Genomic DNA, 19,448 nt, shown 5'->3' with positions numbered 1-19,448 from the left:
TTATTTGCTCTTTAATTTCTTTACTTTGGTCTCATCAGGGTCAACCAACAAGGTTGTCTGATTATCGTAAATTACAAACCCAGGCTTAGTTCCGTTCGGCTTACGAATGTTTTTAACCCGGGTATAATCAACAGGCACCTTAGTTGAATGTTGAGCTTTTGAGAAGTAAGCAGCTAGATTTGCTGCTTCCAAAATAGTTTCTTCACTCGGGTCAAAACTACGAATAATTACGTGAGAACCGGGAATGTTTTTGGTGTGAAGCCAGGTTTCCCGCTTGTCAGCCGTATGCATAGTCAATTTCTCGTTTTGAAGATTATTTTTTCCAACCAGTATCTCAGTACCGTCAGTAGAGACATATCGCTCGGGTTTGTTGATTTTTTGCCGGTTTTTCTTAGCTTTCTTGTGCTGATCATGGTTTTTAAGATAGCCTTCTTGCTCAAGCTCCAACCGAATATCAACCAGATCTTCTGGATTTGCAAGTTCAATTTGACTTTGAATACTTTCGAAATAGTCAACTTCTGATTGGGTGAGAACTATTTGTTCATCTAAATACTTAACCGCATTTTTTAGCTTTTGATACTTTTTAAAGTATTTTTGAGCATTCTCTGAAGGGGAGATACTGTTAGTCAAACTGATTTTGATAGGCCGGTTTTCATCATAAAAGTTAGGTAGCTCAATCTCTGAACTTCCTCGCTGGATTTGATTAAGGTAGGTGGTCAAAATTTCACCTTTGATCCTAAACGTGTCAGCGTGTTCAGTCTGAGCTAAATCCTTATCAAGTTTTTTTAATTTAGTGCGATTCTTCTTTAACTGCTTTCGAACAACAGCAATTAAAACTGACCCTTGCTCACGAACCCGGTCACGTTGTGCTTTAGTTTCATAGAAAGCATCCAATAATTCACTTAACGTATCATATTTTTGATTTTCAATTGTATCCGGGTATGGAAATGCGGTAAAATTGATTTTGTTATTAGCAAGTTCGCTTAGGACTGGGATTGGGTTATCAAATTGCTTGAAGAATGCTTTAAAGTTATCTTCTAAACTTCCTGTTTTATGCAAGCTAGTTGCTAATGCCAAGGATGTATCGTTACCAAGTCCCTGTAATGTTTTTCTTAGTTGTTCAGCCAAAACATCAACGTTTGGGTATTGAGCCACAATTTTTTGAATCATCTCAAAATTAGTAAGCTCAAATGGATTTAGTAAATCTTGCTTCGGTGGGTTCACATAAGTTGAACCAGGAAGTAGTGTCCGATATCGATTAACGTCTGAACCAACTCGTTTAATTGCATCGATAACTTTGTTGGTGTTTTCGTCAACTAAGATAACGTTACTATGGCGAGCCATTATTTCGATTACCAGCATTAGTGAAGTTTGGTCACCAATTTCGTTACGACCAGAAAAGTGAAACTGGAGAACACGGTCGTTGTCTAGTTGGTTTACCGAGTTGAGAATTGCTCCACTAAGATGCTTTCTCATCACCATAGTGAAGTTATTTGGAACGGCTGGATTTGCCGCCGGAATTTTGGTTATCTGCACCCGAGCATAACTGGGATTTGCAGATAATAGTACTGTTCGGTTTTTACTATGAGCTCTGATTGTCAACAACATTTCATTTGGATAAGGTTGATTGATTTTGCTAACCCTTCCCGTTGCTAAAAGGGACGTTAACTCTTTTTCCATTGAATGTGTGAATGAACCATCAAATGACATAGTTTCACTCCCTTTCTACGCATAAAAACTGCACCCTTTAGTATATCCTATGATAGGGGGCTAACGAAAGGGATAATACTCGTTTTAGATTTATAAAGTATTGAGGAGGGCCAATATGAAAGAAATAATTGACGGATTACTTGATTCTGCCAATGCATATCTTGAAAAATCTGGTAAACTGGTTAAACAGGATAACTTAACAATGTCCGAATGGCGTCTCCTCCAACAAATTATTGCGGGTCACGATACTCAAGAAAAGTTAGCAAATGTAACAAATCTTGATATATCTACTTTGTCGCGCCAGTTAAAGCGACTAGTTACCAAAGAGATGGTAACCAAGGTAACGATTGGCCCAGATAGGCGCCAGCTCAAGTACTCAGTGACAGAACGGGGAAATTCCATTAATTTACGGATAACGGCAGGATTAGTGGACATCAAGCAGCGAATCTTTACGCATTGGACTGAGGAAGAATTACGACTAATGAAAATCTTGATTAACCGGTTAGATAACAGTATCGGCCGAATTTAAAACAAATTGGACGGGTGAATATGAAAATTGCAATTGTAACAGATAGTACTTCTTACCTTTCTGAAGAGGAAGCAGAAAAATACAACATTACGGTAGTCCCAATGCCAGTTATTATTGATGGTCGGGAATATCACGAAGGACAGGATATAACAACCGAAGAATTTTACGACAAACTTACTACCTCAAAGTCGTTTCCAAGCACTTCGCAAGCTCCTGTAGGGGAAATGATCAATGTTTATAACTCGCTTGCTGATAAGGGATACGACACTGTGATCAGCATTCATTTGGCTAGCACAATATCAGGTATGTATAATTCACTAGTCAGTATTGCTCCAACAATTGAGCGAATCAAGGTCATCCCTTATGATTCCCAAATCACCGTTAAATTAATGGGTTACCTAGCAATTCAAGCTAGTAAAATGGCAGCTCTAGACCGCACCCCAGAAGAAATTATAAATTACCTGGATGGTTTGAGAGCAACGTTCGATGAATTGTTTGTCGTAGACGATTTGCAAAACCTCGTTCGTGGAGGTCGCCTTTCAAATGCATCGGCCTTTATTGGCGGGTTACTGAAAATTAAGCCTTTATTGACTTTTGATGATGATAGTCATGAAATCGTCGCAATTGAAAAAATTCGCTCTCGAAAAAAAGCCTTAAAAAGAGTAGAAGCCAAGTTTGCTGAAGCGAAAGCTAATGCAGAATATCCTCTCCGAGGATTAATTATTGATGGCGATGATCCAAAAGCTGGTGAGGAATAGGCAAAAACCATTCACGAACAATATCCCGATATGCCAATTGAACGTAGTTATTTTGGCCCAAGTATTGGTACTCACTTAGGTGATAAGTCTTTGGCTTTGGCTTGGCTAAGAGATTTCGAAAAAGACGAATTATAATAAACACGAACAATCACATTCACTTTTTAAATAAAGTTTGTGATTGTTTTTGTTTTCTATGCTATAATTATTCGTGAAATAAAATTTTTGGGGTAGGATATATCGCGTTAAGTGTCGGAGGAACGGAATGTGAACTCCGAACGAAAAGTGAACTTCACTTGCGGTGCTATATTCGCATTCACCATTAGTATTTAGTATCCGACTTTCTAAATATTGGTGAGCTCCTTTTAGGAGATGTCATTATTATGAACACAGTACCATTTAGGTTTCAGAAACTAAGAACTCTCGACGTGACCGTGTTGGGAATCCTTATGGCGCTCGGCCTGATTGTAGACCGATTTACTGTTGGTACCAAAACAATCCAACTTGGTTTTGGGTTTGTTATTGTAGTGATTGCTAGCTATCTCTATGGACCTGTATGGTCAGCTGCCATGGCTGGATTAACAGATGTTATTGGTACGCTGGTCTCTGGCCAAGTTTACAACCCGGGATTTACGCTGTCCGCAATTTTAGGTGCCATCGTTTATGGATGGTTTCTATATGGTCATAAACCATCTATAAAGCGAATAGTCATATCACAACTTCTGATTATGTTAGTTGTTAATTTAGTGTTAAACACGCTATGGATATCATTAATGTATCAGACACCTTACGTGACATTTTTAATGACCCGTATCCTTAAAGAGGTCGTTACAACACCAATTCAAATTATCATCATTTACTTCTTGTTAAACTCACCACAGTTTAACAAGTTAAAAGAAAAGTTAATCTAACAACGGCACAGACCACAAGCGGTTAGGGCCGTTTTTTGGCATAAACTCATTTTGGACGATTAGGAGAATATTTATGTATAAAATTACCGTTAATAATATGCAATTCCACAGTCATATTGGGGTTCTCCCTGAGGAAAGGGTTGTTGGCCAACCGTTGCAAATTGATTTGATAGCCGAGATTAATGCAAAACCAGAAAACGACGATCTCAATAGTACGGTAAGCTATGCTGACTTTTATCCAACTATTAAGCGAATTATTGATAAGAGTAATGATAAATTACTTGAGACGCTCGCAGATAAAATCATCTCCAAGATTAAACAAATTGATAACAGAATCACCCGATTGACCGTTAGGATCAGAAAAATCAACTTACCGGTTGATGGAGTTTTCGATAATGTAGAAATTGAGGTAACAGAATAATGCAAACTAACGTAATACTCAGCCTAGGCAGCAACATTGGTAATCGAGAATTTAACATTAACCGAGCAATCACTGCCATAAGTAGTGATCCACAGAATATGTTGGTAAACACGTCAAACTTTTACGAAACTAGTCCAGTTGGCAATGTTGAACAAAAAAACTTTATTAACGTTGCCATTAACGTTGCCACTAACTATGAACCTGAAAAATTATTAGCTAAAATTCATCAAATTGAAGCGGACCTGCATAGAACCCGCGACATTCATTGGGGACCCAGGACTATTGATATAGATATTGTTTTTTGGGGTGACCAGACAATTTCAGATAGTGATCTGGTTGTTCCACATCCAGAAGCATTCAACCGTTTATTTGTGTTGGTTCCAAGTCTAGAAGTTTTGCCAGCTGACTTTAATCTTAACGATACGATTAAGCAACGAATCACTGAATTATCCGCCTCAGATCAATCCATTAAGTTGATTAAACAAAACAAACGGGGAGATCAAGAAATCATGCAAAGTGTGCGGACAATTTTGGCCAATATTGGTGAGGATCCAGATCGTGCAGGACTGTTGGAAACCCCTGACCGCGTTCAACGAATGTATGCGGAAATCTTTAGTACTACTGGTCAAGAAAAGTTTCAGGACTATAAATTATTTGACTCTGAAAACCCTGACAGTTCAAAAATGATTATGATGCGGAATATTCCGTTTTATTCAATGTGTGAACATCACATGATGCCATTCTTTGGAAAAGCTCACGTTGCTTATATTCCTACAAATGGAAAAATCATTGGCCTAAGTAAGATTCCTCGTCTAGTTGACTTTGTTACTCACAAACTCGGCCTTCAAGAAAAGGTAACTGATGATATTGCTACCCAGTTAAACAAAATTCTGAATCCACAGGGAGTTGCAGTGGTGGTTGATGCTCGCCACATGTGCGTTGAAATGCGGGGAGTTAAAAAAACGGATTCCTCGACCAGAACCTTTAGCTTTTCCGGCCTTTTCAAAGAAGACAGTAACTTACAAGCTGAGTTCTTAAATTCAATCGGTGATTTAAATGACCAAAACTTATAATTCAAAATTTGCTGAGTTCTTATATGACGAAGGTGACCGGATTTCATTATTAAAACGGGTATTAGCGGCTCTTGATCACCCTGATATGAAATTTAAAATTATTCACGTTTGTGGAACCAATGGCAAAGGTTCCACCGCGATTATGATTGCAAACATTTTAAAAGAATTAGGAATTGCCGCCGGTCTGTTCACTAGTCCCGCGATTGGGAACGTTACTGACACCATTCGGGTTAATATGACTCGCATTTCGATGATAGAGTACCAGACAAAGGTGGCTCAATTAGGACAGCTTATGAGTACCGCTGATTTTAACGACGATCAGCTATCAAAATTTGAAGCTGATTTTATAATTTCCATGATGGTGTTTGCTGAGGCCAAAGTTAATTATGTTGTCTTAGAATGCGGTTTAGGAGGAGAATTGGATGCTACTAATGCAGTCACCACAACTATGTATTCAATTTTCACCAAGATCAGTCTGGATCACTTGGGGATTCTAGGTGACAGTCTAGCTGAAATTGCGACCACAAAGTCCAAAATTATTAGGCCCCAAAACACTACTATTATGGCTCCCAATCAGCAGATGATAACTAAAAAAGTCATCCAAGGTGAAGCTAAAATCAAACAAGCCGATTTGATTGATGCAGATCAACACCAAACTACAGTTTCCAATGGTAAATTTTCGTTTTTAAATCAAGAATTTGAATTCGGTTTAAAGGCTAGCTATGAACAAGAAAACCTAAACACAGTTTTGTGCTGGCTATCTAATTTTAAGAATCGCCTGACGATTTCAGAAGAAAAAATCGCAACAGCCGTCAGCAGTGCTTTGGGAAATAACTTGTCCATTCCTGGAAGATTTGAACTAGTAACTAAAAACCCAGCAATTATTTTAGACGCAGCTCACAATCCAGATGGGGTTGGGGCTTTCGTAAAGACTGTCGCAGATAACTATTCAGATCAACCAAAAATTATCATAAATGGCTTTTTAAAGGACAAAGATTTTAAAACTGCCGTTTCTGAGTTGCTTAAACTTAAAAACACCCGTTTTATCATTACCAATCCGCGAAATGAATCTAGAGAACTTAATTCAAAGCGATTGGATGAGGTGTTTTATAGGGAAACCGGGATAACATATCCCAACTTTTCGGGCCCAATCAAAGCACTAGATTTCGCAATCGAACAGGCAACATCTGAAATACCAGATGCCGTAATTTTTGTTGTCGGCTCATTCTATCTTATTAATCCCATAAGGGAAAGACTAACAGGAGAGTGAAAGTCTTGGAACCTATCAATGTCAAATCAGTTAACTCAGCATTAAGGAATAAATTGAAAATAGTTTTTTTAGCAACAGAGGAAGAAGTCAACAAGGTCAGTAATTTGGAATATGCAACTAACAAGTTGTATGATGCAAATAGTCGCAAAATGTCCATAGAAATTCAAAGGGATATGCTTTCTTCGTTATTGAAAGATCTACAAACTGAACTATCATCATCTTCAGTAGATACATTAAAACAATTGGTTTTTGAAACGGAAATTCATTTCAGCGGCCGAGGTTTTGATTTTGACATTACGACGCAACCTTTGATTTATTCCATCCTGAATTTAACTCCCGATTCTTTTTACGATGGGGGCGTCAACAACTCGATTAGTGGAGTACTGAAAAGAATTGAATCTGAACAAGAAGCTGGAGCGCAGGTGTTCGAAGTAGGTGGAAAATCATCTAAACCTCATTTTGACGATATTAGTCCCGAAGCAGAATGGTCACGATTAGCTCCATACCTTAAGGAAATCCATGCCAATTTTCCAGACATTGTGCTGGCGATTGACTCAAATACTCCGGAGGTAATTAAATTAGCCCTCGATGATGGAATTCAAATTATTAATGACATCGATGGCTTTAATTCGAAATCGAAACTCGATTTGGTAAAAGAGTATCAACCAGCAGTTGTCAGCATGTTCAATGGCAGAAACTTTAACGAACAAGCTGAGACACTTATCAAAACAATGGATAACTTTTTTGACCAAAACTTGGAAGATTTACTAGCAACAGGAATTAAACCAGAAAACATTGTTTTAGACCCAGGTGTCGGCTTTTCTGATCATAATACGTTAGAGTTTGATTTGATTAAGATGAAATACACCAAACAGATGACCAGATTCAATGTACCAATCATGATTGCTATTTCCCGAAAGAGCTTTGCCAGCAGACTGTTTGACCTTGATTCAGCAGATGATCGATTGCTGCCAACGCTGTTATTTGAATCACTAATGTCCGTTCTTGGTGGGCGGATAATTAGGGTTCATGACGTAAAGGAAACCGCCATGATGACCAAAACATTTGAGCTGCTAAAAGCAGCTCTTGATTAAAGTCGGTGACTAAGATGGACTTCAAAGAGCAACTTATTTCTCAAATAGCGGCATTAGCAGATACGGATTATCCGTGGCTGTCAGCAGGCAAATTGGAGCAAGTCACACGTCTTCTTGATCAGTCTGACTCATCAAGTCTGCGTAATCGAAAGTCAGGGGTTCACTTGTCTGCCAGCGCATTTATCTTAAGTAAAGGGCAAGCCGTTTTTATTAGGCATCCCTACCTGCACACGATTTTACTTCCGGCGGGACACGTAGAACCAACAGAGCTCCCAATTGACTGTGCCATTCGTGAATTCCATGAAGAAACAGGGTTTTATGCCATATCTAAACCGCTATTGATTGACGTTAATGTTATCAATATTCCTGCCAATCCAGTTAAAGGCGAGGCAGATCACCAGCACATTGATTTAAGGTTTACTTTTCAGTCAAATTTTAATGCGGATGATGTAGCTGAGCTCCCAGTGTTTATGCTGACAAAAAAAGAAGCGCCGTTGGAATTTCAACCATACTTTGCTATGTACTATAATTGACTTGTAGAAATCAAAATGATAGCATTTTGACATTAAATTAATGGGGTGAATTAATTGAAAGCAGCAGTTTTAACTGAATATGGTAAAGTTCCAGAATACCTGGATTATAAAGATCCTAAGACAACCAATGCCCAACAAATCATTGTAAATCCGGTTGCGTCTTCAATTAAACGATTAGATATTGGTAAAGCTGCCGGTAAGCACTACACAAATTTTGACCCGTTGCCAGCGGTAATGGGAATGGACGGAGTTGCCAAAACCGATGAGGGTAAATTGGTGTTCTCAATGGGCTTATCTGGAATGATGGCAGAAAAGGCAATCGTAGATAAAAATCGTTTAGTCGATGTTCCAGCTGAGTTAGATCCAGCAATCGCTGCCGCTATGCCAAACGTGTTAATGGGTTCTGATGTGGCACTGACAGTTAGGGGAAACATTTCTGAAGGCGACGTGGTGCTAGTAAATGGTGCTACCGGATCAACGGGAACAATGGCAGTCCAGATGGCCAAGTACCGTGGTGCAAGCAAGGTCATTGCTACTGGTCGGAACGCTGATAAACTAGAAAGCCTCAAGAAAATTGGTGCCGATGAAATTGTAGTACTTTCAGATTCTGAGGCAGAAATCACTCAACAAATAAAAAAGATTTACGACCAGTATCCAATTAGCATAGTTGTTGATTATCTTTGGGGTAAACCTGCAGAGATGATACTAAGCGCTTTAGGTCAGATACAGTTAGCTAGACCGTTAAAATTCATTACAATCGGCCAAATGGCTGGTCCAGATATAAATATTTCATCACAGCTGTTTAGAAGCCGTGATTTAGCTTTGATTGGTTCAGGAATTGGTAGTTTCGAACCAATTGAATTTGAGAAGTATTTGCAAACAGAATTACCAAAATTGTTCAGGTATGCCGTAGCAGGAAAACTTGAACTAGACGTAAATAAATTTAAGCTTGATGAAATTTCTGAAGCTTGGAATGCACCAGGTCTGCCAGTAATTCTTATATAAAAAATTCCCGAATCGCAAATTGATTCGGGTTTTTATTTATTGCCAAAAAATAGTGGGGAGCTAAAAAATTGGTGAAATGTTAATTTTTAAATTTTACTTTACATAATATATATTATACGAAGTAGTGCTAAAACTAATAAATCATGGTGGTAGTATCAGTAAGCCAGTTTTACAACCATTAATCTAATAATCTAACTAATGGTTGTTATTCCTGCAATTGTTTTATTCTTTATCATTGACTTAAGCAAGTTACGTTTATCAGTGGTCAAACCTTAAAAACAGTTGCCGATACATTTCAGACCAAGCAATGAAATGAATTCCAAATTACATTCTTCAAGTTAATGGATAACTAGCTGCTGATCAGTTAAAAACTGTCTTAGAATGCGCGTATATAACGCATTCTTTTGGTAATAAATAAGAATTGCTCAAAAGCCTGTTCTGACGGTTTTTTGGTATCGAAGAACTGTTTTGGATCAGTTTAATATGTATTCTTTTGCGAAAGGAAACAACATGATACTAATTTAGGTGCGAAACACTGAGCCACAAAACCGCCTTTTTGCTATTTGCTACCCGGAGATTCTTTGATATAATGAAACTTAGTAAAATATAAGTTTTATTAAGTTATAATAATTTATCAAAAGAACCCCCACCAAAAATTCACTTTTTAGGAGTTTTATAATATGCGTAAAAATGATTACATAAGACATAATGAACAAATAATTTCTAAACTTCCTAATTTTGTTAATGACTATTACATAGAAAAGTCTACAATTCCATTATCGCCAGCTACTCTTTATCAGTATCTAAATGAATTCACCCGCTTCTTCAATTGGTTGATTGATACTGGTATCACCGCTGCTAAGAATCCAAAAGATGTAAGCCTTGCAGAATTGGAACATTTAAAAAAACAAGACATGGAGCTATATAAGTCTTTTCTGCTGAACCGAAGCAAGCAATCAACGACTAAGAGCCAAGCAACCCTGTCACACAGCACCGTCAACCGATCACTGAACGCATTATCTGCTTTATTTAGGTTCTTAACTGAAGAATCAGAAAATTATGACGGCGAGCCTTATTTTTATCGAAACGTCATGAAGAAAATCAGCTTAGTACCTGATAGTGAAACCTACCAGACGCGTGCTAATAACATTAAGGATAAGCTGATGCTTGGCGATACAGACGTTAATTATCTTGAATTTATTAAAACTGAATATCCCAAGCAAATCACCGGTAAGCGAATTCTGAAAATGTATGAACGTGATTGTGAACGCGACGTTGCTATCAATGCATTGCTGCTTGGAACTGGAATTCGCGTGTCTGAACTTACAAATTCAAATTTAAAGGACTTGAGTTTAACTAACAACACGATTTCTGTTCGGCGTAAAGGTGGTAAATGGGACGCCGTTCCGATTGCTAACTGGGTAACTCCCTATATCACTCCATACTTACAAGTCCGTAAATCCCGATATGAAGCTAACGAAAGCACCCCTGCCCTTTTTTTAACAAAAGGGGCACAGGGACCTAGGCGAATTTCAACCGCAACAGTTGAGCTTTTGGTCGGCAAATACTCGCAGGCCTTCAACAGTGTGAGAATAACGCCGCACAAGCTACGTCACACGTTAGCCTCAAAACTATACTTGCAAACTCATAACGAGCGGCTAGTAGCCACTCAGTTAGGTCAGTCGTCAACTAAGGCAACCAGTTTATATACACACATTGTCGATACAAAGCAACGTGCCGCTTTGAACGAACTACACAAAGATAACAACTAAAAAAACCACAGTATTTTTGTCAAATACTGTGGTTTTTATTAATTGCTAGTCATTCCAATGCGTTTGCTTAAATTGTTCACGCCCACCTTGCTCTTCCATTTGGAAACGAAGTGGATTCTTTTTATAAAATTCTTGGTGTTCTTCTTCAGCATCATAGAATGGTTGAACGTCTTCAATCTTAGTTACGATTGGATCATCAAACATTTCGCTAGCTTCTAGTTCTTTTTTTGATTCTTCAGCAATCTTGCGCTGTTCTTCATCCTTCACAAAGATTACTGGGCGGTAATTATCGCCGCGGTCTTGGAATTGACCCATGGCATCAGTTGGATCTGTTTGCTGCCAATAAATTTTAACTAAGTCTTTGTAGCTGATTTTCTCAGGATCGAAGGTGATTTTCACCGCTTCTGTATGACCAGTAGTGTGACTGCTTACTTGTTCATAAGTTGGGTTAGCTACGTGGCCTCCTGTATATCCTGAGACAACTTTATCAATTCCTGGCATTTCGTCGAATGGCTTTACCATGCACCAAAAACATCCGCCAGCAAAAATTGCAGTATCTTCCAAATTAATTACTCCCTAACGTTTATTTTTTAAATAAAACCTCATAATCAGAATATCCCGCCTCAGATAATTCAGTAACGGGGATAAACTTCAATGCAGCTGAATTGATGCAAAACCGAACTCCACCTTTGTCAGCAGGTCCATCTGGAAATACATGGCCTAAGTGGGATTCTGCCTGGTTACTGAGAACTTCTTCGCGAATCATTCCGTGTGATAAATCCAGATTGTTCTTAACTGCCTGTTTATCGATTGGTTTGGTAAATGAAGGCCAACCACAACCAGCATCGTATTTATCAGTCGAAGAAAATAGCGGCTCTCCAGACACAACGTCAACATAGATGCCATCTTCATAAAAATCATCATATTTACCTGTAAATGGCGCTTCAGTCGCGGCTTCTTGAGTAACTCGGTACTGCTCATCAGTTAGCTTGTTCTTTAATTCATCTTTATTCATTATCAAACCTCCAACACAATTTAGGTTGTGTACAACTAACTACATTATAGAGGAATTTTTTAAATAGTAAATAAAAAGAGGCCGCAAAAAATGCCACCCCTTTGAATTTATTTACTTGTTTAAAACATCTGTTAATTGTGGGACAACTTGCTTCTTTCTTGAAACAACCCCTGGTAAGTTCATCATGTCATCACTGATTGAGCCGTTAAATGCTGATTCAACTGCATCCTTAGGTTCCCCAAAGACGATCATCTTTGAATCACTATTCAGAACGTTAGTTACTAAAACTAAGAATAAATCATAATTTTCAGAACCAGCTTCAGTCTCCATTGCCTTTAAGATGTCGGCTTTACGCTTTAGAATATCGTCGAAATCAACAACATTGATTTGGTCGATACGGACATTTTTACCATTCATATCAAATGATTTTGCATCTGAATCGATCAATTCTTGATCACTCTTAGCGTCAGTGTTAGTACCTGCCTTAAGCATTTCGATACCATACTTGTCCACATCAATGTCAGCAATTTCTGCTAAGGCTTTTACAGCAATTTTATCGTCATCAGTGGTTGTTGGTGACTTCAAAAGCAATGTATCAGACACAATTGCTGAAAGCATCAATCCAGCGAGTTGAGCAGGAATTTCAACTTTATTTTCATCAAACATCTTAGTCAAAATAGTACTTGTACATCCAACTGGTTCAGCACGGTAGTAAAGTGGCAAATCAGTACGGAAGTTATCAATTCGGTGATGATCAATTACGTGAGTTACCGTTAACTTATCAATATCACTGACACTTTGTTGAGCTTCATTGTGATCAACCAGCATAACTGAGTCAACCTCTGAAGATGCTTCACTAATTACACGTGGTGTTGCTTCATCAAAGTAGTTCAAAACAAATTGAGTTTCTGGGTTTGGTTCGCCTAAAGCAACAGCTTCAGTATCATAACCTAATTTATTTTGTAAGTATGAGTATGCCTTTGCCGCAACAATTGCATCAGTATCTGGATTTGAGTGGCCAAAAATTAATTCTTTGCTCATTATCAAAAATCTCCTTAGTCTTTTTCAGTCAACCTTGAGAAGTAGTCCTTCTTAGCTAGGAATTCATCAAACTTATCTAAGAATCTACCAATTCGAGGAATCTCGTTTTTATTTTTTCGATATACAAATTCTAAATCAAAAGTGATGTTGGGGTCAAACTGTGCTGTATATAAGCCCTTATTTTGAAGCTCATCTAAATCAACATTGAGTAAATATGATTTTGGAAGTGCTGTATTTAGACCAGCGTGTACCGCAAAGTTCAAAATTTGCTCAGGCATCGTAAATCTAGCCTGCACGTGTGGACTATCCACCATGTTATTCTTAAACATTTCTCTTAAAGCAACATTCAAGTAATATTCAGTGGGATACATTACCCATCCACGATCATTGGCATTTTTGATCTTAACCTTTTTACGGCCAGCCTTTTTCTCATCGTGATGAATCAACCACAAATCATCAGTGATGATTTTCTTAGAACTGTAAGGTTTCCAATTCTTAATGGACTCATCTGGCAAGTACATAATTGCTAAGTCAATTTTGTTATTTTCAAGACTTTCCCAAATTTCTTTTCTAGTAAGCATATGAAAATTGATTACTAAATCAGGATTTTCTTTGTACAACTCAAGCGCAAATTTTTCGAAGACCTTGGTTTCAATGGAAGCCAAAATCCCCAAATTAATGTCGCCGGTAGTTGAACTTGTTGCTTGTTGAATCTCATCAGTTGCTTGATTAAGCAAATCGTAAATCTGATGGGTTGTCTTTAACATAATGTATCCTGCGTCAGACATCTTCAACTTTTTACCAACAGAGTAAAATAAGTTAGTTCCAACTGTCCGTTCAAGTTTCTTGATTTGCTGAGTTAATGCAGGTTGGGTAATTCCTAAAATTTGAGCTGCTTGTGTGTAATTCATGGTCTCTGACAATTGCAAAAAATATGTCAAAGTTTTTGATGAAAAGATGTTTTCCTGAGTAGTTTTCATGTTTACTCTCCTTGTATCAAATCTGGTTTGATAAACATTTATTATCACTACTATAATGCCAAATTAATAGATAATCAAACGTTTCGTGGAAATTTTATTAATTTAAAGAAATTTCTTCAGGTTTCTGCCTAATAATCACTGGCGTTCCCTCAGTCGTCACGTCAACAACAAATGATCCATTTGAATAACGACCTCCAAGTGAATAATCGCTCGGAATGATATCGTGGAACTTCCGTCGATCAGTAATAACCTCGAGTGGTGAATCCTCTGATTTAAGCACCGTAAAGTCAACGATTCTATGTGGCTCACGCTTAAGTTCTCTAAGAATATTTACCCCGCGGCGAGCCCTTGAAGTTGCTGAAACTTCACTTACGGCCAATTTTTTGAATGAACCACGCTGGGTAATAAATCCGAGGACATCGTCTTCTTGCACAATCGCTAAGTTAGCAACCCTATCGTCGTCCTTTAGATTCATTGACTTAACCCCGGTAGTTCTAGCCCCATAGGTGGACACCTCTTCGATAGCAAATCGTAGAGCTAAGCCCATTTTAGAAGTAAGTAATAATTCCTTCTTAGTTTCGTTGTCATCGATAAAATCAACAGAAACTACCCGAGATTCAGCAGCCTTCATCTTGATGTACGTGTACGCATGCTTTTTGTACGTTCTTCCTGGCGTTAAATCATCAAAGTTTACTCGTTTGATATACCCATCATCGGTTGCAATTAGGAAGCAGCCGGCTTCCTTCAAACTAGTAAAGCTATAGCTAGCAATAATCTCTTCATCAGAATCTAAACCGATCGTTTGGGAAATATGTTCGCCAGTATCTTTCCATTTTACATCAGTAATTTCAAATACAGGCCGATAGATTAGGTTTCCCTTGTTTGTGAACATAAATAAGTGATCACGCGCGTTCACTTTCTCAGTGAAGATTGCATAATCCTCGTCCTTCAGACCAGACTCATCTGATGAGGCTGTGAACGAACGGATACTACTTCGCTTAATGTAACCGTCATGAGAAACTAAAACAATAACGTCTTCATCAGGTACGATAACGTCTGTATTAATCTTAATATCGGCAACTTTTTCTTGAATCTCAGTCTTTCGATCATTGCGATATTCTTTGGCGATTGCTTTAAGTTCCTTAGCCAAAACTCGGTTAAGCTCCTTATCATCACCAAGGATTTTGTTATACTCCGCAATCTTTTCGCTAAGATCTTGAGACTCTTTTTCAAGCTCTGTAACGTCAGTATTAGTTAATCTGTAAAGTTGTAAAGCGACAATTGCGTCTGCTTGCTTTTCAGAGAACTGGTATTCCTTAACCAGGTTATCGCGAGCATCTTTACGATTCTCACTAGCACGAATAGTCTTAATCACTTTATCAAGAATTGAGAGAGCTTTGATAAGCCCCTCAACGATATGTTGACGATCCATTGCCTTGTTAAGGTTATACTTAGTCCGTTTCTTAACGATTTCTTGTTGAAATTCCAAATATGAGGTCAAAATCGTCTTCAGTGAAAGCCGTTCTGGACGCATGTGGTTAATGGCAACCATGTTAAACGAATAAGAGATTTGTAAGTCAGTATTTTTGAACAGATAATTCAAAACCCCTTGACTGTCTACGTCTCTTTTAAGTTCGATCACGATTGATAATCCTTCGCGGTCACTTTGATCCCGAACTTCAGCAATTCCATCAATTTTCTTGTTTAAGCGAATTTCGTCCATTCGTTTTACAAGCTGAGCTTTATTTACCTCGTAAGGAATCTCGGTAACTACGATTTGAGACTTGTTTCCACGCAACTTCTCAATCGTTGTTTTAGAGCGAACAACAATTTTTCCGTGGCCAGTTTCATAGGCCTTTTTGATTCCGTCAATTCCTTGAACAATTCCGCCAGTTGGAAAGTCTGGCCCTTTAACAAACTCCATCAAGTCGTCTAATGACGCTTGTGGATGTTTTTGTAGATATAAAATCGCATCAATAACTTCACCAAGATTGTGAGGTGGAATATCAGTAGCATAACCCGCTGAAATTCCAGTAGATCCGTTAACTAATAAGTTAGGGAATCTAGATGGCAATACAGTCGGTTCATACTCCGTATCATCAAAATTTAGTACCCAATCCACAGTGTCCTTATCGATATCACGCAACATTTCTGTCGATATTCTACTCAATCGGGCCTCTGTATACCTCATTGCAGCAGCAGGATCACCGTCCATTGAACCATTATTCCCGTGCATTTCAATCAATGGCTCGCGGAGTTTCCAGTCCTGACTCATTCTGACTAAGGCTTCATAAATCGAACTATCACCATGGGGGTGAAAGTTACCCATGACGTTACCCACAGACTTAGCAGACTTTCTAAACCCTTTGTCGTAGGTATTACCATCCTTGTTCATTGCGTAAAGAATTCTACGCTGAACTGGTTTTAATCCATCACGAATATCAGGGAGTGCCCGTTCTTGGATAATTGATTTTGAATACCGCGCAAACCGGTCACCCATAACTTCTTCAAGGGTTAGATTTTCAATTTTACTCAATCAATCGTTCCTCCTACTGGTTGGAAGTATTATCCAAAATACTTCCGTCTTCTTCAAGGGTGAATTTAACGTTACTTTCGATCCAGCGTCTCCGAGGTTCAACTTTATCACCCATCAACGTGGTAACTCGTCGTTCAGCTAACGCAGCGTCTTCAATTCTTACGCGAATTAAGGTTCTTGACTCTGGATCCATTGTTGTTTCCCATAGTTGGTCCGCATTCATTTCTCCGAGACCTTTGTATCGCTGCAAACTGTATCCCTTGCCAAAGTCTTTTGAAAGTACATCTAATTCTTCGTTAGTCCATGCATATTGAGTACGCATCTTCTTGCCACTCCCCTTTTGTAAACGGTAGAGTGGTGGTAGGGCAATAAATACCCGGCCATCTTCAATCATTGGTCGCATATATTTGTAGAAGAATGTCAGCAGCAAGATTTGAATGTGGGCCCCATCATCATCGGCATCCGTCATGATGATAATCTTATCGTAGTTCGCATCTTTTAATTCAAAATCAGCACCAACGCCGGCACCAATTGTGTAAATCATTGTGTTGATTTCTTCGTTTTTCATAATATCTTCGAGTTTAGCACGTTCTGTGTTCAAAACTTTTCCACGAAGTGGCAAAATCGCTTGATAACGCCGATCTCGGCCTTGCTTAGCTGAACCACCGGCAGAATCACCTTCGACCAAGAACAACTCGTTTTTACTGTAATCTTTAGATTGGGCAGGAGTTAACTTACCCGAAAGTAATCGCTCTTGCTTCTTCTTATGCTTGCCGTTTCGACTCTCATCACGAGCTTTTCTAGCGGCTTGTCTTGCTTGGCGAGCTCTTAATGCCTTATGAACTAGTGTTTGAGCAAACTCGCCATTTTCCATCAAGTAGTAACCTAACTGTTCAGAAACTACGCTATCAACAATGGAACGTGCTTCTGGGGTACCGAGCTTTTCTTTTGTCTGGCCTTCGAATTGAAGTAATTCTTCTGGAACTCGAAGTGAAATCACAGCAGATAAGCCTTCACGAACATCAGAGCCGTCAAGGTTTTTATCCTTATCTTTTAGTAGGTTTACTTTTCGCGCATAATCATTAAAAGCTTTAGTCCAGGCGTTCTTTAAACCAGATTCATGGGTTCCACCATCTTTAGTACGCACATTGTTTACGAACGACAATAGCGTCTCAGAATAACCATCGTTATATTGAGCGGCAACCTCAACTTCAACTCCCTCACGGGAACCGTCAAAGTACATTACCTCACCTAACGTATGTTTATCCTCATTCAGATAGTTAACAAACTCCTTGATTCCTTCTTCATAGTGATAGCTTTCTTCTGTTTGTGGGTCAGTTCGTTCATCTGTAAGCGTAATTTTTGTTCCCTTAAGCAGGAAGGCAGCCTCACGCATTCTTTCAGACAGCGTTCCGAAATTATAAACGGTACTGGTGAACACTTGTGGATCTGGCTTAAAGGTCACTGTGGTTCCAGATGACTCTCTAGTCTTACCAATCTTTTTAAATGGCTTAGTTGGATGACCCCCGTTTTCAAAGGTCTCCTCGTATTTATAGCCATCACGAACAATATCGACCTTCACATAAGTGGATAGTGCGTTTACAACACTAGCTCCCACACCATGAAGACCACCGGAGGTTTTGTACCCACCCTGGCCAAACTTTCCACCTGCGTGTAGTTGGGTAAAAATGACCTCAACTGTTGGTTTACCAGAACTGTGCATTCCAACTGGCATACCTCTACCATGGTCAACTACAGTAACACTATTATCTTTGTGAATGATGACATTTATCTCTTTACCGAATCCTGCTAAAACTTCATCTACTGCATTGTCCACAATTTCATAGACAAGGTGATGAAGTCCCCTAGAATCCGTTGATCCGATATACATACCTGGACGTTTACGAACGGCGTCCAGCCCCTCTAATATTTGAATGGAGGAATCATCGTAATTCTGACTCTGCTTTGACATTTATTCTGACTCCTTTACTTGCAATCTATTTCATAATACCTTAAAAGCTCGGCTTTGAAAACGAATTTTATTGGCTAAACCCACGAAAGATGCTAAAATAATCCTTGCTTGTGAAATGAACAAACTAACATTTAATGGGGTTTTACGGTGGATAATAATACATACGAAATTATTTTATTGTTACTTTTAGCTTATTTACTTGGGTCAATTCCAAGTGGAGTCTGGATCGGTAAGATTTTTTTTAACATCGATATTAGGCGTCACGGGTCTGGAAATATCGGTACTACCAATACCTACCGGGTTTTAGGACCGATTGCTGGAAGTATCGTCATGATCATGGACATTTCCAAAGGTGCAGTGGCTACGTTATTGCCAACGCTCTTTGGTATTACGGGAATCACACCGCTTTTATTTGGATTAATGGCAATTATTGGCCATACCTTTTCAATCTTTGATAAATTCAAGGGAGGAAAGGCTGTTGCAACCAGTGCAGGGATGTTGTTGGCATATCGACCACTGTTTTTCTTCATTGCTTTGTTCCTATGGCTGTTTGTCATCCTGGTCACCAGCACTGTCAGTCTTGCCAGCATCATCGGTTTCTTTGTGATTACAGTTGTGATTATATTTAGCCACGATGTATTGCTCAGTATTATAGCAATTATCCTAACAGGATTTATCATCTATCGGCATCGTAGTAATGTTGCCAGAATTTTCCACGGAACGGAAAGCATTGTCCCATTTGGCTTGTTCTACTGGTTTTCCAATAAGAAAAAATCAAAATAGTAATAAATAATATAGCAATTAAAAAATCAAGTGCAAAACATTCTCGCT

The 19,448-nt window shown here is 38.7% G+C and carries 17 protein-coding genes, 1 pseudogene and 1 riboswitch; of the genes and pseudogenes, 11 read left to right on the top strand and 7 right to left on the bottom strand.

The window, feature by feature from the left end; genetic code table 11:
- Positions 1-1,710 carry an NFACT RNA binding domain-containing protein gene (locus PL11_RS09055; protein ID WP_035167165.1) on the bottom strand — a complete coding sequence of 570 codons (1,710 nt, stop codon included), beginning with the start codon at positions 1,708-1,710 and terminating at the stop codon, positions 1-3.
- A gap of 115 nt (positions 1,711-1,825) precedes the next feature.
- Here PL11_RS09055 and PL11_RS09050 point away from each other — a divergent pair, with 115 nt between their 5' ends.
- The 10 genes and pseudogenes from PL11_RS09050 (at position 1,826) to xerS (ending at position 11,073) form a co-directional block, all read left to right on the top strand.
- Positions 1,826-2,239 (top strand): MarR family winged helix-turn-helix transcriptional regulator, encoded by a 414-nt coding sequence (locus tag PL11_RS09050; protein ID WP_035167167.1) that lies wholly within the window; start codon positions 1,826-1,828, stop codon positions 2,237-2,239.
- A gap of 20 nt (positions 2,240-2,259) precedes the next feature.
- A pseudogene (locus PL11_RS09045) lies at positions 2,260-3,132 on the top strand (DegV family protein).
- A gap of 86 nt (positions 3,133-3,218) precedes the next feature.
- Positions 3,219-3,318, top strand: a riboswitch (THF riboswitch).
- 59 nt (positions 3,319-3,377) lie between these two features.
- Positions 3,378-3,905: a folate family ECF transporter S component gene (locus PL11_RS09040; RefSeq protein ID WP_035167169.1), complete on the top strand. Its 528-nt coding sequence runs from the start codon at positions 3,378-3,380 to the stop codon at positions 3,903-3,905.
- A 73-nt stretch (positions 3,906-3,978) separates the two neighbouring features.
- Positions 3,979-4,326, top strand: a complete 348-nt coding sequence (folB, locus tag PL11_RS09035; RefSeq protein WP_035167170.1) for a dihydroneopterin aldolase — start codon at positions 3,979-3,981, stop codon at positions 4,324-4,326.
- Positions 4,326-5,399, top strand: a complete 1,074-nt coding sequence (folE, locus tag PL11_RS09030) for a GTP cyclohydrolase I FolE (protein WP_035167172.1) — start codon at positions 4,326-4,328, stop codon at positions 5,397-5,399. Before folB ends, folE begins: the two co-directional genes overlap by 1 nt.
- Complete coding sequence (locus PL11_RS09025) at positions 5,383-6,669, top strand: bifunctional folylpolyglutamate synthase/dihydrofolate synthase (RefSeq protein WP_035167174.1); 1,287 nt, start codon at positions 5,383-5,385, stop codon at positions 6,667-6,669. The genes folE and PL11_RS09025 overlap by 17 nt, the downstream gene beginning before the upstream one ends.
- A gap of 14 nt (positions 6,670-6,683) precedes the next feature.
- Positions 6,684-7,763 (top strand): dihydropteroate synthase, encoded by a 1,080-nt coding sequence (folP, locus tag PL11_RS09020; RefSeq protein WP_418287671.1) that lies wholly within the window; start codon positions 6,684-6,686, stop codon positions 7,761-7,763.
- A gap of 14 nt (positions 7,764-7,777) precedes the next feature.
- On the top strand, positions 7,778-8,296 hold the full coding sequence (locus tag PL11_RS09015; RefSeq protein WP_035167175.1) for an NUDIX domain-containing protein: 519 nt from the start codon (positions 7,778-7,780) through the stop codon (positions 8,294-8,296).
- A 54-nt stretch (positions 8,297-8,350) separates the two neighbouring features.
- Positions 8,351-9,301, top strand: a complete 951-nt coding sequence (locus PL11_RS09010) for a quinone oxidoreductase family protein (RefSeq protein ID WP_035167176.1) — start codon at positions 8,351-8,353, stop codon at positions 9,299-9,301.
- 680 nt (positions 9,302-9,981) lie between these two features.
- Complete coding sequence (gene xerS, locus PL11_RS09005) at positions 9,982-11,073, top strand: tyrosine recombinase XerS (RefSeq protein WP_035167177.1); 1,092 nt, start codon at positions 9,982-9,984, stop codon at positions 11,071-11,073.
- Positions 11,074-11,118: 45 nt separating this feature from the next.
- Here the strand turns inward: xerS and msrA are convergent, their stop codons facing one another.
- The 6 genes from msrA to parE form a co-directional block, all read right to left on the bottom strand.
- Positions 11,119-11,637, bottom strand: coding sequence for a peptide-methionine (S)-S-oxide reductase MsrA (gene msrA, locus PL11_RS09000; RefSeq protein ID WP_035167178.1), 519 nt, complete (start codon positions 11,635-11,637; stop codon positions 11,119-11,121).
- Positions 11,638-11,656: 19 nt separating this feature from the next.
- Positions 11,657-12,088: a peptide-methionine (R)-S-oxide reductase MsrB gene (gene msrB / locus PL11_RS08995; protein ID WP_035167180.1), complete on the bottom strand. Its 432-nt coding sequence runs from the start codon at positions 12,086-12,088 to the stop codon at positions 11,657-11,659.
- 111 nt (positions 12,089-12,199) lie between these two features.
- Entirely contained in the window at positions 12,200-13,129 is a 930-nt protein-coding gene (locus PL11_RS08990) for a manganese-dependent inorganic pyrophosphatase (protein ID WP_035167182.1), read from the bottom strand.
- Positions 13,130-13,143: 14 nt separating this feature from the next.
- Positions 13,144-14,109: a LysR family transcriptional regulator gene (locus PL11_RS08985; RefSeq protein WP_035167184.1), complete on the bottom strand. Its 966-nt coding sequence runs from the start codon at positions 14,107-14,109 to the stop codon at positions 13,144-13,146.
- Between the two features lie 97 nt (positions 14,110-14,206).
- Entirely contained in the window at positions 14,207-16,645 is a 2,439-nt protein-coding gene (gene parC, locus PL11_RS08980) for a DNA topoisomerase IV subunit A (RefSeq protein WP_035167186.1), read from the bottom strand.
- A gap of 13 nt (positions 16,646-16,658) precedes the next feature.
- The gene (gene parE, locus PL11_RS08975) at positions 16,659-18,617 is read right to left on the bottom strand and encodes a DNA topoisomerase IV subunit B (protein WP_035167187.1); all 1,959 of its coding nucleotides are present in this window, start codon (positions 18,615-18,617) and stop codon (positions 16,659-16,661) included.
- Positions 18,618-18,764: 147 nt separating this feature from the next.
- On the opposite strand from parE, the gene plsY reads away from it, so the two are divergent.
- Positions 18,765-19,400 carry a glycerol-3-phosphate 1-O-acyltransferase PlsY gene (gene plsY / locus PL11_RS08970; RefSeq protein WP_035167189.1) on the top strand — a complete coding sequence of 212 codons (636 nt, stop codon included), beginning with the start codon at positions 18,765-18,767 and terminating at the stop codon, positions 19,398-19,400.
- Positions 19,401-19,448 lie beyond the last annotated feature (48 nt).

The organism is Lentilactobacillus curieae (assembly GCF_000785105.2).
GTDB lineage: Bacteria > Bacillota > Bacilli > Lactobacillales > Lactobacillaceae > Lentilactobacillus > Lentilactobacillus curieae.
Note: the sequence above shows the minus strand (reverse complement) of the source record. Positions and strands in the feature narration are given on the sequence as shown.